The sequence below is a fragment of the Celeribacter sp. SCSIO 80838 genome, from assembly GCF_056498065.1.
On sequence record NZ_JAZKMA010000001.1, the window covers coordinates 2,801,967 to 2,816,000 of the forward strand.

The 14,034-nt window shown below is 59.1% G+C and carries 12 protein-coding genes; 7 read left to right on the forward strand and 5 right to left on the reverse strand.

Annotated elements, in window-relative coordinates; translation table 11 throughout:
- Nucleotides 1–121: 121 nt before the first annotated feature.
- From V1475_RS14075 to V1475_RS14090, 4 genes are read left to right on the forward strand one after another with little or no spacing between them, the layout of a single operon-like run.
- Entirely contained in the window at nucleotides 122–592 is a 471-nt protein-coding gene (locus tag V1475_RS14075) for a hypothetical protein (protein WP_479413253.1), read from the forward strand.
- Nucleotides 592–1,830, forward strand: coding sequence for a major capsid protein (locus tag V1475_RS14080; RefSeq protein WP_479413254.1), 1,239 nt, complete (start codon nucleotides 592–594; stop codon nucleotides 1,828–1,830). Before V1475_RS14075 ends, V1475_RS14080 begins: the two co-directional genes overlap by 1 nt.
- Nucleotides 1,830–2,345, forward strand: coding sequence for a hypothetical protein (locus tag V1475_RS14085; protein ID WP_479413255.1), 516 nt, complete (start codon nucleotides 1,830–1,832; stop codon nucleotides 2,343–2,345). The genes V1475_RS14080 and V1475_RS14085 overlap by 1 nt, the downstream gene beginning before the upstream one ends.
- On the forward strand, nucleotides 2,342–3,337 hold the full coding sequence (locus V1475_RS14090) for a hypothetical protein (RefSeq protein ID WP_479413256.1): 996 nt from the start codon (nucleotides 2,342–2,344) through the stop codon (nucleotides 3,335–3,337). Before V1475_RS14085 ends, V1475_RS14090 begins: the two co-directional genes overlap by 4 nt.
- A gap of 384 nt (nucleotides 3,338–3,721) precedes the next feature.
- Here the strand turns inward: V1475_RS14090 and V1475_RS14095 are convergent, their stop codons facing one another.
- Complete coding sequence (locus tag V1475_RS14095; protein WP_479413257.1) at nucleotides 3,722–5,542, reverse strand: ABC transporter ATP-binding protein; 1,821 nt, start codon at nucleotides 5,540–5,542, stop codon at nucleotides 3,722–3,724.
- Complete coding sequence (locus V1475_RS14100) at nucleotides 5,539–7,296, reverse strand: ABC transporter ATP-binding protein (RefSeq protein ID WP_479413258.1); 1,758 nt, start codon at nucleotides 7,294–7,296, stop codon at nucleotides 5,539–5,541. The genes V1475_RS14095 and V1475_RS14100 overlap by 4 nt, the downstream gene beginning before the upstream one ends.
- Nucleotides 7,297–7,591: 295 nt before the next feature.
- Here V1475_RS14100 and V1475_RS14105 point away from each other — a divergent pair, with 295 nt between their 5' ends.
- From V1475_RS14105 to V1475_RS14115, 3 genes are read left to right on the forward strand one after another with little or no spacing between them, the layout of a single operon-like run.
- Entirely contained in the window at nucleotides 7,592–8,977 is a 1,386-nt protein-coding gene (locus V1475_RS14105) for an aspartate aminotransferase family protein (protein WP_479413259.1), read from the forward strand.
- A 7-nt stretch (nucleotides 8,978–8,984) separates the two neighbouring features.
- Nucleotides 8,985–10,298 carry an NAD(P)/FAD-dependent oxidoreductase gene (locus V1475_RS14110; RefSeq protein WP_479413260.1) on the forward strand — a complete coding sequence of 438 codons (1,314 nt, stop codon included), beginning with the start codon at nucleotides 8,985–8,987 and terminating at the stop codon, nucleotides 10,296–10,298.
- A 24-nt stretch (nucleotides 10,299–10,322) separates the two neighbouring features.
- Nucleotides 10,323–11,762: an aldehyde dehydrogenase family protein gene (locus tag V1475_RS14115; protein WP_479413261.1), complete on the forward strand. Its 1,440-nt coding sequence runs from the start codon at nucleotides 10,323–10,325 to the stop codon at nucleotides 11,760–11,762.
- Nucleotides 11,763–11,771: 9 nt separating this feature from the next.
- On the opposite strand, the gene V1475_RS14120 is transcribed toward V1475_RS14115, so the two are convergent.
- From V1475_RS14120 to phoU, 3 genes are all read right to left on the reverse strand, one after another.
- Complete coding sequence (locus tag V1475_RS14120) at nucleotides 11,772–12,437, reverse strand: GntR family transcriptional regulator (RefSeq protein WP_479413262.1); 666 nt, start codon at nucleotides 12,435–12,437, stop codon at nucleotides 11,772–11,774.
- 175 nt (nucleotides 12,438–12,612) lie between these two features.
- The gene (gene phoB / locus V1475_RS14125; RefSeq protein ID WP_434287211.1) at nucleotides 12,613–13,302 is read right to left on the reverse strand and encodes a phosphate regulon transcriptional regulator PhoB; all 690 of its coding nucleotides are present in this window, start codon (nucleotides 13,300–13,302) and stop codon (nucleotides 12,613–12,615) included.
- Entirely contained in the window at nucleotides 13,302–14,024 is a 723-nt protein-coding gene (gene phoU / locus V1475_RS14130; RefSeq protein WP_479413263.1) for a phosphate signaling complex protein PhoU, read from the reverse strand. The genes phoB and phoU overlap by 1 nt, the downstream gene beginning before the upstream one ends.
- Nucleotides 14,025–14,034: the final 10 nt, after the last annotated feature.

The window sequence follows — 14,034 nt, forward strand, 5'->3', positions numbered from 1 at the left end:
TTCTTCTCGAAACAAATGATCACATTGCGTCAATCGAATCCGCTGATTTGGATGAAATTCGCTCTGTGCTTCTTGAACTGGTCGAGCACATTGACCTCAACATCATCAAGGACCTTATCCTATGAATGCTTCTTATTATCTCGCCTCTATCATGTATCTGAGCAACACTCAGCTTCCGGCTGTTTTGGCTTCTTCTGGCATTTCTCAGGCGCATCTTGACGTTTTGCGCTCTGAGACGCCTTGGACTTCTGACAAACGTATCACTGTTCGTCAGACGCTCGATACGCTTGTCTATGGCCTCTGTGATCTCGCTGGCCTTGCTCGCGTCAACGTTCCTGCACAGATCGTTGCCGCTGTCGTTGCAACTATTGTTTCTCCGGCGAACTGGTTCGCAATTTCTCAATGGCTCTCTGGGATCAAACCTGCTCGCGATCTTGCTGACGCTGAGACTTCCGTTGAAATCGAACGCCTTGACGGTGGTCAAATGCTGCATGAAATCATGCGTGCACGTGCTGCTCTCGATGGTTCTGATCTCTATTCCAAGTATGTTTCTGAGATCAATGCGAAACTCAAAATCGGGAGCGCTGCATAATGGAGCGCTCTATCTGTGACCTCACTCACCGCTCCCAATTCGTTCACGATATTGGTCGTATGCAAATGATTTCTCGCATTCCTGTGATTGCGGGGGATTCTCTTCAAATTAATTCGGATATTCTTGTCCGGCTCAATCAGCTTCGGCGGCCGCTTGCTGTCGATGTAAAGGTTGACGTTTTCGCCTTCTTCAATCCGTACCGGTATACCTATGGTCAAACGTGGATCAATGCTATTGAGCAAGGTCCCCGCTTTTCTGGTACTTTTCCCTCTGTCACCGCTGCTGATGGCCAGAAGTGGATTATGGCTGAGAAGACTTTCCCTCGGCATTACATCTGTGATGCCAATCGTATCTACAATTGGTATTTCCGCGACCCGTCTTTCACTGAGATTGTCGAGGACGCTACACCGACTGGTGAGTATGCCAATCATGGTCGCAAGGTGGCTCACCTTAAAGGCTGGGCGACTGCTCAAGCTTTTTTGCCCGACCTTGACGACGCGATGTATAACCTCGATGTGTCGGCTTCTGACATTTCGTTGTTCGATATTCAGTCGGCTCAGTCTGATGCCCGTCAGGATCTCTATCGTGATTTCTTTTCGTCGCGTTACACTGAGATCATGGGTGATCTTGCTGGCGCTCCTGTGCATGATTATTCGGATGATCGTCCCGAGCTTGTTTATCGTGCTTCTGAATGGCTTTCAGGCTTTGACATCAATGGCACCTCCGGCGCTGATCTTGGCGCTGCTGTTGGTAAGGCTATTGGAAAGGTCAATTTCAACATGCCTCGCCGTTTTTTCAGCGAGCATGGGTCTTTGACACTCTGGATGGTTATTCGTATGCCTCCGGTCTTTCAGGACAGTAAACATTACTTGGATGACTTCAATCGTGGTCTCCATTTCATCGTTCCTCAGCCCGGTTCGTCTTTCCCTCCTCAGGAGTACTTTTTCAGGGATTTGTGGGAAGGTGGTTCTGGAACAACCTCTGCTGGCTATGTTCCGTTCTATGAATGGTATCGCGACCATCCGTCTTATATTCACGACATTTTCGACGTGAATGATGCTGGTTGGCAGTTTCAAAAGCCGCCGTCTGGCCGCACCGATCTGATCGAGGCTGATGATTATAACGGTATGTTTCAATCTATGAAGCTCAGACACGCTGTTTCTGTCGGCCTTCATAGGGTGACTGCTTTCCGTCCCCTGCCCGATCAAAATTCGTCTATCTTTGGAGGTATGGTTTAATGCATCGCCCTTCTTATCATGAAGTCTGTCACGGCTATTCTGTTCAGAATATCAGCAATTTGACCGTGACTGCGAGTGACGTTGGTATTCAAAATAATGGACCTTCGGTTGCGAATGTTCATTCGCAGGCTTTCAATCTTTTCGGTACTATCGAGGCTTCAAAGTCTGCGTTTATTGGTCTGTATTGTCCTCAGGCTGTCGATCTTCGTGAGTTCTATCAGTATTCTATCTGCGCTCGGCTTCCCCCGTCTTTGACTGTGGATGCTGTTGTGGGTGTTCGTTCTACTGAGGACTATACCGTTATTCGCTCTCTTCTTCCGGTCTCTAATAGCGGTGCTTATTTTTCGTCCTCTGGTACTCTTAAGCCTCATATCCAGAATGCGGATGATCTCTTGCTTGGTCTGGGTTTCTGGGTTCGTAACAAGACAGCAGTTTCTATTCCTCTCTCTGGTTTTTGTGCCAGTTTCACTGTGTCTCGTTTTGTTGGCCCCGATCTGGTGACTTTGGCGCAATGAGCATTTTTGGCACACTCTTTTCGGCTGTTCTTCCTCGGGTCGCCTCTGGTCTTTTTGGTCAACAGCAACCTGTTCAGCCTCCTGAACAACCTCTTGCTGAAAACTCTACTCTGCTCCCCTCTGGGGGGCAGCCTTCTCAGCCCGCTTCGAATGAGGGCGCTGGCTTTCTCCAAGGCCTTTTGTCGTCTGCTAAGGATTCTTTTAAGGGTGCTGTCGGTGACGCTGTGTCTTCGTGGGCTTCTGACAAACTTGGCGTCGCATCTTCTCAAGGTTCTGCTCAAAAGGACTATATGGATGCCGCCTATCCCGGCACTACTCCTTGGGAACAACTCGGCTCTGGCGGTGGCGCTGGCGCTTTCGCCCAGGGCGCTGTTGCTGGCCAACAGATCAAACAACAGGACAAAGCAATCAATCTTCAATCGCACACTCAACTTGGTGTCGCTCGCATTCAAGCTGGTCAAGCCTTTGGCACTGAACTCCTTCGGCAAGGTGTCCCGCCTTCTACTGCTTTTGAACTCATGTCTAAGTCTGGTGCTTTCTCTGGTGTCCCGATCGATATGAACAACATGGGTTCTATGAAGTCTGAACTCGAAAAGGCTGAAATTGCCGCTCGTACTGGTCAACTGAATGCTCAGACTGATCTTACAACGGCGCAGACTGCGACTGAGCGCGAGCGTCCTGATAACGTGCGTGCTGATACTGCTTTGATGATCCAAGGCTATGATTACGCTCCTGTGAAGCTTGCACTGGAATATTTGGCGTCTTCTTCTCAGTTCACCAAGATCGGCCGTGGCGTGTCTGATATTATTTCCTCAATTCGGAAGGGTGAAACGGAGATGGATCAGGCTTTTAACACCATTATTAAGCTCGCTGGTGAAAGCGGTCTTTCTTCTGAGCTTGCTGCCGCTCTAGATGATCAGGGCCTTGACGGTTCTGCTTCTATTGATCAGGGTAGACCTATTCGCAAAGGTAGGAATGCTGGACGTCAGTAATGGGCTCTTCTCTTGTCTCTTTGGCGGTATTGACCCTTTTGTTTTTGGGTCTTTACTTCGTTCTCAAGCGTAAATGATCTGGGCCCTTCTTGGGCCCTTTTCTTTTATCTAAGCCTATTTACTTCTCTACTTTGTGATACTTCTCCTGTGACTGGTCACTAGAATGACCTATCTACTGTATCCCCGCCGCTTGTCGGCGAGAACCGAGGGGCCCCTATGGGGTTTCGGTTCTTCTGCAAACATACCTACCCGGAGGGCCGCGAAGCGGTGTTTGCAGTTCCTACATTTTGTGTATTTACTCCCTTTGGGATTTGTTCTATCATCACAACATGTAGTGGTATTTCCGTTATCTTTAATACAAATTATAAGACTAACTTCATATTCTCATTCCGGCTGCCCCTGAAGCCGCCAATAGCCGCCTTTCAAAGCCATCAACGCGTCATGCGTCCCCGTCTCGCGCACGCTCCCGGCCTCCATATAGACGATCAGCCCTGCGTCGCGGATGGTCGACAGCCGGTGCGCGATGACAAAGCTGGTGCGGCCCGTGCGCAGCTCCGCCATGGCCTGTTGGATGAGCATTTCCGTGCGCGTGTCGACCGAGCTCGTCGCCTCGTCGAGGATCAGGATCGGCGCATCGAGCAGAAACGCCCGCGCAATGGTGATCAGCTGGCGTTGCCCCTGCGACAGAGACGCGCCGCCATTGTCGAGCACCGTGTCATAGCCCTCCGGCAAGGTCCGGACGAAATCGTCGACGTGACAGCGCTTTGCGGCGGCAATCACCTCGTCGCGTGTGGCTTCCGGGCGGCCATAGGCGATATTGTCATGGATCGTGCCGGTGTAGAGCCATGTGTCCTGCAACACCATCGCCATCGCCCGGCGCAGCTCGGTGCGCGGCATCTCGCGGATGTCCCGACCATCGAGCCGGATCGCGCCGCTGTCGATCTCGTAGAAGCGCATCAACAGGTTCACCAGCGTGGTTTTCCCCGCGCCCGTCGGCCCGACGATGGCGAGCATCTGGCCCGGCTCTGCCGTCAGGCTCACGTCTTCGAACAGCGGCTGATCCGGCAGGTAGCGGAATCCGACATGATCGAATTCCACATGGCCTTTTGCCGGTTTACGGCCCGACGCGTCGGTATCCGCCCCCATCTCCGGTGCGTCGAGCAATTCGAACACCCGCTCGGCCGAGGCAAGCGCCGATTGGATTTGCGCCGCCATGCTGCCAAGCTGCGACACGGGCTGGCCAATCTGGCGAATATACTGGATGAAGGCCTGCAATTCGCCGAGACTCAGGTTCCCGGCCAACACCCGGAACGCCCCGAACAGCACGACGGCGATGTAAGCGAGGTTGGTGATGAACATGCTCAGGGGCTGAATGAGACCCGCGAGAATCTGCGCCCGCATCGCAGCCCGAGTGAGCGACTCGTTCTGCGCCGCGAATTGCGCATCGACCCGGTCGCGCGCGCCAAAGACGCGGATCAGGGTCTGACCGGAGAAACTCTCCTCCACCGTGGCGTTCAGATGTCCGGTTTCCCGCCATTGTGCGGCAAATTGCGGCTTGGCGGCGCGGGCGATCAGTCGGGTGATGCTCAGCGAAATCAGGATGGCGATCAGCGCAACACCGGCAAGCGGCGGCGACAGGAAGACCATCATCGCCAGCACACCGACGATGGCCATGCTCATCAGAACCACCTGGCTTGAGACGTGCTGAAGGTTTTGGATCATATTGTCTATGTCATTGGTAAATCGCGACAAAACCTCACCACGCGGCTGTGCGTCATGCCATTTGAGCGGCACGCGGGAGAGCTTGGCCTGCGCCGCCGTCCGCAGCCCCTGCCCCATGCTTTGCACCAGATCGTTGATCAGCCAGGCCTGCAACAGATTGAGCCCCGCCGCCGCCAGATAGATCGCCGCCACAAGCGCCAACTGGCGCATCAGAGCCGCATGGCTGTAGCCGTCGCCCACCAGAATATCGGTCGCAAGCCCAAGCTGCCATGGCCCGATCGTGCTGCCCAAGACGCTTCCGAGGCTCAACAGCATGGTGGCGATCAGCAAGGGTCGCCGCCGCCCGAAGGCCTGCCAGATACGGGCCAGCGCATGGCGCGCATCCTTGGGTTTCGCCCCGCCAAGACCGGCGCCGGGACCGCGACGCGGGCCCTGATTTTCCGGGCGCTCGACCTGTTCGAGATTTTGCTCACGCGCGCTCATGCCGCCGTCTCCGCACCCGTTTGCGAGCGCACGATGTCGGCATAGACCGGGCAGTCACGCAGCAAGATGTCATGGGGCGCAAAGCCCACCACCCGGCCGCGCTCGATCACCAGAATGCGGTCGGCCTCGCGGATCGACAAGACGCGCTGGCTGACGATCACGGTTGCGGCATGGGAGACCGCTCCGCGCAACGCCGCCCGCAGCCGCGCATCCGTGGCCTGATCGAGGGCGGAGAAACTGTCGTCGAAAAGATAGAGATCGGCGTCGCAGACCAGCGCGCGGGCAATGGCGAGGCGCTGCCGCTGACCGCCTGAGAAATTCGTCCCGCCCTGCGCCACGGGGGCGTCGAGGCCTTCGGGCAGCGCCCGGACGAACTCCGCCGCCTGCGCCACATCGAGCGCCCGCCAAAGCGCCGCATCATCGGCCTCGGGCGCGCCCAAACGCAGGGTGTCGCGGACCGTGCCGGAAAACAGATAGGCCTTTTGCGGCACATAGCCGAGACGGCGCGCAAGATCGTCGCTTGCAATGTCGCGCAGATCGACACCGCCCAAGGTAACGCGCCCTTCGCTCGGGTCGTTCAGCCGGGCGATCAGATTGACGACGGTGGATTTGCCGGAGCCGGTCGGCCCGATGATGCCCAGAACCTCGCCGGGGCCGAGATCGAAGGTGATGTCCTGCAACACCCGGCTCTGCGCCCCCGGATAGCCGAAGCTCACCTCCTCGAACCGCAGATGCAACCCCTGCCCCTTGTCCGGCAAGGCGACGGGCGCGCTTGGCGGGCCGACTTCGAGCGGGCTCAGCAACAGATCGTCGATCCGCCGGGCGCTGACCAAAGCGCGCGGCAGCATGACGACGAGCATCCCCATCATCATGACCGCAATCAGGATAAGCGAGACATAAGAGAGAAAGGCGATCAGCGCGCCGACCGCCAGATCGCCCGAAATCACCCGGTCCGCGGCGAGCCAGATCAGCGCCACGGAGGCCATCTGCATCACCGCCGAGACCGAGGGCATGGTCATCGACATCAGCCGCCCGGCGTGAATCGCGGTGCGGGTCAGGTCGGCGTTGGCCTCGGCAAACCGCGCCGCTTCGCGATCTTTTTGCAAGAAAGCGCGGATCACCCGAATGCCCTCGATCTGTTCGCGCAGCACCGAGTTCACCCGGTCGAGTTGCCCCTGCATGATCTGAAACAAAGGCGTCGCGCGGAGCGTCAAATTGCCGATGATCAGCGCCAGAACCGGCACGGCCACGAGCAAAAGTCCCGAGAGTTGAACATCTTGGCGCACCGCCATGATCGCACCGCCCACCCCCATAATCGGCGCAATGACGATCATCGTCAGCGCCATGATCACCATGGTCTGAACCTGCAACACATCATTGGTGCAGCGCGTGATCAGCGAGCCCACGCTGAACCCCTGCACCTGCGACAGCGCCAGCCCATGGACCTTGTCGAACACATCCGCGCGCAGATCGCGTCCGATCTGAAACGCGATCCTTGCGCCGAGCATGACGGCGACAATGCTCAGGACAAGTTGCACGATGGAGGCCAGCCCCATCAGCCCACTGAATTGCCAGATGACCCCGGGTGCCTTGGCGAGAATGCCGCGGTCGATCACATCGGCGCTGAACCCCGGCAACAAAAGCGAGGCGGAGACCTGCCCGAGCTGGCACAGGAGCAACAGCGCGATCGTCCGGCGATGTGCCCAAATCCGGCTGCGCAACCGCGGGGCTTCGTCTGTCTGTGCCTGCTGCATGATCTCTGCCCGTCTCTGGTGTTCTCCGGATTTCAGGTAATCCGGGTTCTCCTAAATGTCAAAGACGGGGTTCCGTCCCGCCTTCTTCCCAGCTGCTCAATCCTTCGGCACAAGGGCTCTCACACAGCCCCCTGAGAGCCCGCGCACAGCGGCTCGCGCTTGACCGTTCAAAAATTTGATCATATTTTTCCAGTGACGGATCAAAACGATCCCCGGCCCGTTTCGACTCTCTGCCTCCCGTGTCCGCCCCTGTGAACGATGCGCGCGAACGGGTCGGCGACAAAGGACAAAGACTATGCAAGACAACCACCTGCCCACCGCCGAGCTGCAAGCGCTCGATGCCGCGCATCATATGCACCCGTTTACCTTTGGGGCTGAACTGGCCGAGAAAGGCGCGCGCATCATCACCAAGGCCAAGGGCGTTTTCCTGACCGACAGCGAGGGCGAGGAAATTCTCGACGCCATGGCGGGCCTGTGGTGTGTCAATGTCGGCTATGGGCGCGAGGAACTGGCCGAAGTGGCCGCGCGGCAGATGAAGCAACTGCCGTTCTACAACACCTTCTTCCAGACCTCGCACGTCCCCGCAATCATGCTGGCGAAGAAACTCGCCGAGATTGCACCGGGCGATCTGAACCATGTGTTCTTCAATGGCTCCGGCTCGGATTCCAACGACACCAACCTGCGCATGGTGCGCCATTACTGGGAACTCAAGGGCCAGCCCGAGCGCTTCAATGTGATCTCGCGTTGGAATGGCTATCACGGCTCGACCATGGGCGGCGGGTCCTTGGGCGGGATGAAGGGCATCCACGCGCAGGGCGGCCTGCCGATCCCCGGCATTCACCACATCGACCAGCCCGATTGGTGGTCCGAAGGCGGCGATATGACGCCCGAAGAATTCGGTCTGCAACGCGCACAGGAGCTTGAATCGAAAATCCTCGAACTCGGACCCGAAACCGTCGCCGCCTTTATCGCCGAACCCGTTCAGGGCGCCGGTGGCGTGATCGTTCCGCCCGCGACCTACTGGCCGGAGATTCAGCGCATCGTGAAGAAATACGACATCTTGCTGATCGTCGACGAGGTCATCACCGGCTTTGGCCGCACCGGCAACTGGTTCGGCTCCCAAACCATGGGCATCACGCCCGACATCATGACCTGCGCCAAGGGCATCACCTCCGGCTATATCCCTCTCGGGGCCTCCATCGTGTCCGACAAGATCGCCAAGGTGATCGACGAGGGCGACGAGTTCGCCCATGGCTACACCTATTCCGGCCATCCGGTGGCCTGTGCCGTGGCGCTCGAAAACATCCGCCTTCTCGAAGAAGAAGGCATCGTCGAGCGCGCGGGCAAAGAGATCGCCCCCTATCTCAAGGAAAAATGGGAAGCGCTGGTCGATCACCCGCTGGTGGGCGAAGCCAAGATCGTCGGCATGATGGGCTCCATCGCCCTCACCCCGAACAAGGCCACGCGGGCGAAATTCAAGGCTCCCGGCGGCACGGTCGGCTATATCTGCCGCGAGCGCTGTTTCGCCAACAATCTGGTGATGCGCCATGTCGGCGATCGGATGATCATCTCCCCGCCGCTGACGATCACCAAGGCCGAGGTCGATATCCTCATCGAACGCGCCCGCAAGTCGCTCGACGAAACGCTGGAGCGGATCAATGCGGAGGGGCTGAACGCCTGAGGTTCTGATGGACATCCTGACCTATAACGACCGCTTGGGCGAGCATCCGAACTCGTGGTACGCCGCGACGGCGGAGGCCAGCCACAGCATGCCCGGCCCCTACCCGGCCGCGACCGGCACGGTGAAGGCCGATGTCTGTGTCGTGGGCGGCGGCTATGCCGGGCTGTCGGCGGCGCTCCATATGGCGCAGCGGGGATTGGACGTGGTGCTTTTGGAGGCCTCCCGCGTTGGATCGGGCGCCTCCGGGCGCAATGGCGGTCAGGTCTCCATGGGCCAGCGGCTCGAACAGGATGAGCTGGAAACCCATGTCAGCTTGGAGGACGCCCGGATGCTCTGGGATCTGGGCGCCGAGGCGGTCGATCTGGTCAAAACGATCCTCGCGGAAAGCGGTGACGACTGCGACTGGCGTGATGGCGTCATTCACGCCAACCACCGGGCGCGGTTTTCGCACCATGCGCAAAAGCATGTGGACCATATGCACAAGGTCTACGGCTACGACAAAATCCGCTACCTCGACCGCGACGAAGTCCGCCATGAGGTCGGCTCGGAGGATTACCATTCCGGCACGCTCGACATGGGCTCCGGCCATCTCCACCCGCTGCGCTACGCTTTCGCCATCGCGCGTCTGGCCGAGGCCGCAGGCGCGCGCATCCATGAGCTGTCGCGGGTGACCAAGGTTGAGACCAAAGGCAAGCCGCGCATCCATACCGATCAGGCGGTGGTCGAGGCCGATCACCTGATCCTCGCGCTCAATGGCTATCACAACAATCTCGACCACGACGTCGCGCATCACGTCATGCCGATCAACAATTTCATCGCGGTCACGGAGCCCCTGCCCTCGGGTCTTGCCGCCAAGCTGCTCCCGAACCGTCATGCCGTCGCGGACAGTCGCTTCGTGATCAATTACTATCGCATGTCGCCGGACAATCGGATGATTTTCGGCGGTGGCGAAAGCTATGGCTATAAATTCCCCGCCGATATTCGCGCCAAGGTCCGCGCGCCGATGCTGGGCGTGTTCCCGGAGCTGAAAGACGCGAAACTCGATTACGCCTGGGGCGGCACATTGGGCATCACCATGTCCCGTCTGCCGCATTTCGCGCGTCTCGGGCCGTCATCCATGTCCATCGCCGGGTTCTCCGGTCAGGGCGTGGCGCTCGCCACGCTCGCGGGCCAGATCGCGGCGGAGGCGGTCGAGGGCCACGCGGCACGGTTCGATCTCATGCAATCGCTGCCCAGCCCGCGCTTTCCCGGCGGGCCGAGCCTTCGGACGCCGCTTCTGGCGCTCGCGATGACGTGGTATGCTTTGCGCGACAAGATATAAAATACAACAGGATAAGAGGCGAAAATGACTGAGTTGAAAACCGACCGGTTCTATATCAACGGGGCTTGGGTCAAGCCTCTCGGCGGCACACTGATGGATGTGATCAACCCGGCGACCGAAGAGGTCTTTGCCGAGGTTGCCATGGGCACCAAAGCCGATGTCGATGCTGCTGTCGCCGCCGCCAAGGCCGCCTTCCCGTCGTTTTCTCGCACCACGAAAGCCGAACGTCTGGACCTTTTGGCCGCGATCCGCGAGGCCTATCAGGCGCGCTACGATGAAATGTCCGCCGCCATCACCGAGGAAATGGGCGCGCCGATTTCGCTGTCGGATCGGGCGCAGGCCGCCGTGGGCATCGGCCATCTCGACGGCGTGGTGAAAGCGCTCGAAGAGTTCGAGTTTGAGCACCAGAACGGCCCCGGCGATCTCATCGTGCATGAGCCGATCGGGGTTTGCGGCTTTATCACGCCGTGGAACTGGCCGATCAACCAGATCGCGCTGAAGGTAATCCCTGCCCTCGCCGCCGGTTGCACAATGGTGTTGAAACCCTCAGAGCTGACGCCGATGAGCGCGCTGCTTTATGCGGAAATTCTCGAAGAAGCGGGCCTGCCGAAAGGCGTGTTCAACCTCGTCAATGGCGATGGGCCGACCGTGGGCGCGGCGATCTCGTCGCACCCGGATGTGGCCATGGTCTCCTTCACCGGCTCGACGCGTGCGGGTGTGGAGATTTCCAAAGCCGCCGCTTCCACGGTGAAACGTGTGACGCTGGAGCTTGGGGGCAAATCGCCGAACATCCTGTTGGACGATTGCGATTTCGAGGAGGCGGTGAAACGTGGCGTGCGCCATTGTTTCCAAAACACCGGCCAATCCTGCAACGCGCCGACCCGCATGCTGATCCCGCAGAGCCATTACGAGACCGCGATGGAGATCGCCAAAGAGGTCGCCGAAGCGACCGAAATCGGCCTGCCCGCCCAGCCCGGCACTCACATCGGTCCGCTGGTGTCGCAGATGCAATACGACCGGGTGCAGAGCCTCATTCAGGCCGGGATCGAAGATGGCGCGCGGCTCGTCGCGGGGGGGCTTGATCGGCCCGAAGGCTTCAATCGCGGCTATTTCTGCCGTCCGACCGTGTTCGGCGATGTGACCAACGACATGCGCATCGCGCAAGAAGAGGTGTTCGGCCCGGTTCTGGTGATGATTGCCTATGACGGTGACGACGAGGCCGTCGAAATTGCCAATGACACGCCCTATGGCCTCGCCGCCTATATCCAGACCGGCGCGACCGAAGAAAGCCAGGCTCGCGGCATGGCCATGGCGCGGGAAATCCGTGCGGGTATGGTGCATCTGAACGGTTCGGATATTTCCTACGGCTCGCCTTTCGGGGGCTACAAACTGTCGGGGAACGGCCGCGAGGGCGGCGTTTATGGCATAGAAGATTTCTGTGAAATCAAGGCAATATCCATTTAAGCTTAGACTTTACGTTAACTCTGAGGTTTCAGCGACAATGGCGCGAATATTCTCCATGCCCTGAAGAATATCGCGCCGAACCGCCTCCGCCACGCCTTGACTGTCGTGACGCCGAAGTGCCTCGATCGCCACGCGGTGCATGTCGGGCAGGTTCTGGTTGCCGAACCGGGTGCACATCACCCGAAGCGCGGGACCGCAGCGCAGCCAGAGCGTGTCGATGATCGGGCTGATCACTTCGCTGCGTCCGGGCGCATAGAGCTGCATGTGAAAGCGGTGGTTGTAGATCATATAGCCGCGCATGTCGCCTTGCCCCATGGCGACGTCGATCTCGCGGTCCACCTCGACGAGGCTTGTGAGCCCCGCCTCCGTCATCCGCTCGGCCCCCCGGCGCGCAAGTTCGGGCTCCAAAGCCAAACGGGCGAAAATCAGATCGTCCACCTCGGAGAGCGTCAGCGCCGGGACCGTCACCCGACGGTTGCCATGAAAAATCAGCGCGCCTTCCGAGGTCAGCCGCCGGATCGCTTCGCGCACCGGCGTCATGCCCGCGCCGAGCCGGTCGGTCAGGCCCTGGATCGTCACAGGTTCGCCGGGCACGAGATCGCCTGACAAGATCAACTCGCGAATGCCGCGATAGGTCCGCAGATGTGCGGGTTCCTTGAAATAGAGATCCGTCATGCTCCGCCCTGATCCGCCGCCTGTCGAAATTTGCTCAAATCATCTGAGCACAGGTTGGCAGGGCTCGGCAAGAGAGGCGGATTTTTCTTCGCATTTTCAGTGCGAAAAAGCACCGACCCTCGGCGGGACCGGTGCTTCTCTGCTCATTTATTGCACGCGTTGTCCTGTTGCGGCTTCAGCCAAGCGCGTAGCCCGCGCCACGGACCGTGCGCACCGGGTCCTCGCCGCCATATTGACACAGGGCCTTCCGGAGCCGTCCGATATGGACGTCTACCGTGCGGGTGTCGACGTAAATGTCACGCCCCCAGACCCGGTCGAGGAGTTGCTCACGTGACCAGACGCGGCCCGGTTTCTCCATGAAAGTGGACAAAAGCCGGAATTCTGTCGGTCCGAGTTTGAGCTGTTCTGCGCCGCGCGTGACGCGGTGAGTCTCGCTGTCGAGGCGGATGTCATCGTATTCGAGCACCTGCCCGGTGGCCGCCGGACGAACGCGGCGCAGCTGGGTGCGCACACGGGCCATCAACTCGATCACCGAATAGGGTTTTACCACGTAATCGTCCGCCCCGGTCTCAAGCCCGCGCACCCGGTCCACCTCTTCGGAGCGGGCCGAGAGCATGATGATCGGGATTTCGCGCGTGTCGGGCCGGGTCTTGAGACGACGACAGATCTCGATGCCGGAGACCCCGGGCAACATCCAGTCGAGGACGATGATATCGGGATTGTCCTCGTCCACGTAGAGAAGCGCGTCATCGCCATTCTCCGCCTTGGAGACTGCGAAGCCTTCGGCCTCGAGATTGTAGGCGAGAACCTCCCGCTGGGCGGGTTCATCCTCGACGACAAGAACACGGGGCTGGTCTGCGGACATCAGAGATCCTCCGCGTCCACGGCCTGCGAGGTGAAATCACCTTTCGGACGGGCGTCTTCCGGCATTTCGCCAGTGGTCAGATAGATCACCTGCTCGGCAATCGAGGTGGCATGGTCGCCCATGCGTTCGATGTTCTTGGCGATGAAATGCAGGTGCATGCAGGCGGTGATGTTGCGCGGGTCTTCCATCATATAGGTGAGGAATTCGCGGAACAGGGCGTTGTACATCTGGTCGACGTCGAGGTCGCGGTGACGCACTTCGTTGGCCATGGAGACGTCGCGCTGAATATAGGCGTCGAGCGCCAGTTTCAGCATCTCCTCCACCTCGCGCGCCATGCGGCGGATCGAGGGGGCCGCGCCTTCGATCGGGCGCATGTTGACGAGAACGCCGGTGCGCTTCGCGAGGTTCTTCGCATAGTCGCCGCAACGCTCGAGGTTGGTTGAGATCTTCATCACGGTCAGAACCGTGCGCAGATCCGAGGCGGTCGGCCCGCGCAGCGCGATGAGCCGCGCCGCCTCTTCGTTGACGTCTTCTTCGAGTTTGTCGATGGCCTTGTCGGAGGCGCGCACCTTCTCGGCGAGTTCCACATCGCGCTCGTCGAGGGCCTGTGCCGCGTCCTTGATCGCCACTTCGACAAGACCGCCCATCTTCATGATCATGGCCTGAATCGCTTCGAGATCGCGGTCGAACGCTGTGGCGATATGTTTGCTGTCGTTATGCATGTCGTCTCTC

Excerpts from the sequence above, each read along its gene's own strand:
- phoU (WP_479413263.1), bottom strand. The coding sequence starts at position 14,024 with ATGCATAACGACAGCAAACATATCGCCACAGCGTTCGACCGCGATCTC.
- V1475_RS14085 (WP_479413255.1), top strand. The coding sequence starts at position 1,830 with ATGCATCGCCCTTCTTATCATGAAGTCTGTCACGGCTATTCTGTTCAG.
- phoB (WP_434287211.1), bottom strand. The coding sequence starts at position 13,302 with ATGTCCGCAGACCAGCCCCGTGTTCTTGTCGTCGAGGATGAACCCGCC.
- V1475_RS14100 (WP_479413258.1), bottom strand. The coding sequence starts at position 7,296 with ATGCAGCAGGCACAGACAGACGAAGCCCCGCGGTTGCGCAGCCGGATT.
- V1475_RS14120 (WP_479413262.1), bottom strand. The coding sequence starts at position 12,437 with ATGACGGATCTCTATTTCAAGGAACCCGCACATCTGCGGACCTATCGC.
- V1475_RS14105 (WP_479413259.1), top strand. The coding sequence starts at position 7,592 with ATGCAAGACAACCACCTGCCCACCGCCGAGCTGCAAGCGCTCGATGCC.
- V1475_RS14080 (WP_479413254.1), top strand. The coding sequence starts at position 592 with ATGGAGCGCTCTATCTGTGACCTCACTCACCGCTCCCAATTCGTTCAC.
- V1475_RS14090 (WP_479413256.1), top strand. The coding sequence starts at position 2,342 with ATGAGCATTTTTGGCACACTCTTTTCGGCTGTTCTTCCTCGGGTCGCC.
- V1475_RS14110 (WP_479413260.1), top strand. The coding sequence starts at position 8,985 with ATGGACATCCTGACCTATAACGACCGCTTGGGCGAGCATCCGAACTCG.
- V1475_RS14075 (WP_479413253.1), top strand. The coding sequence starts at position 122 with ATGAATGCTTCTTATTATCTCGCCTCTATCATGTATCTGAGCAACACT.
- V1475_RS14115 (WP_479413261.1), top strand. The coding sequence starts at position 10,323 with ATGACTGAGTTGAAAACCGACCGGTTCTATATCAACGGGGCTTGGGTC.
- V1475_RS14095 (WP_479413257.1), bottom strand. The coding sequence starts at position 5,542 with ATGAGCGCGCGTGAGCAAAATCTCGAACAGGTCGAGCGCCCGGAAAAT.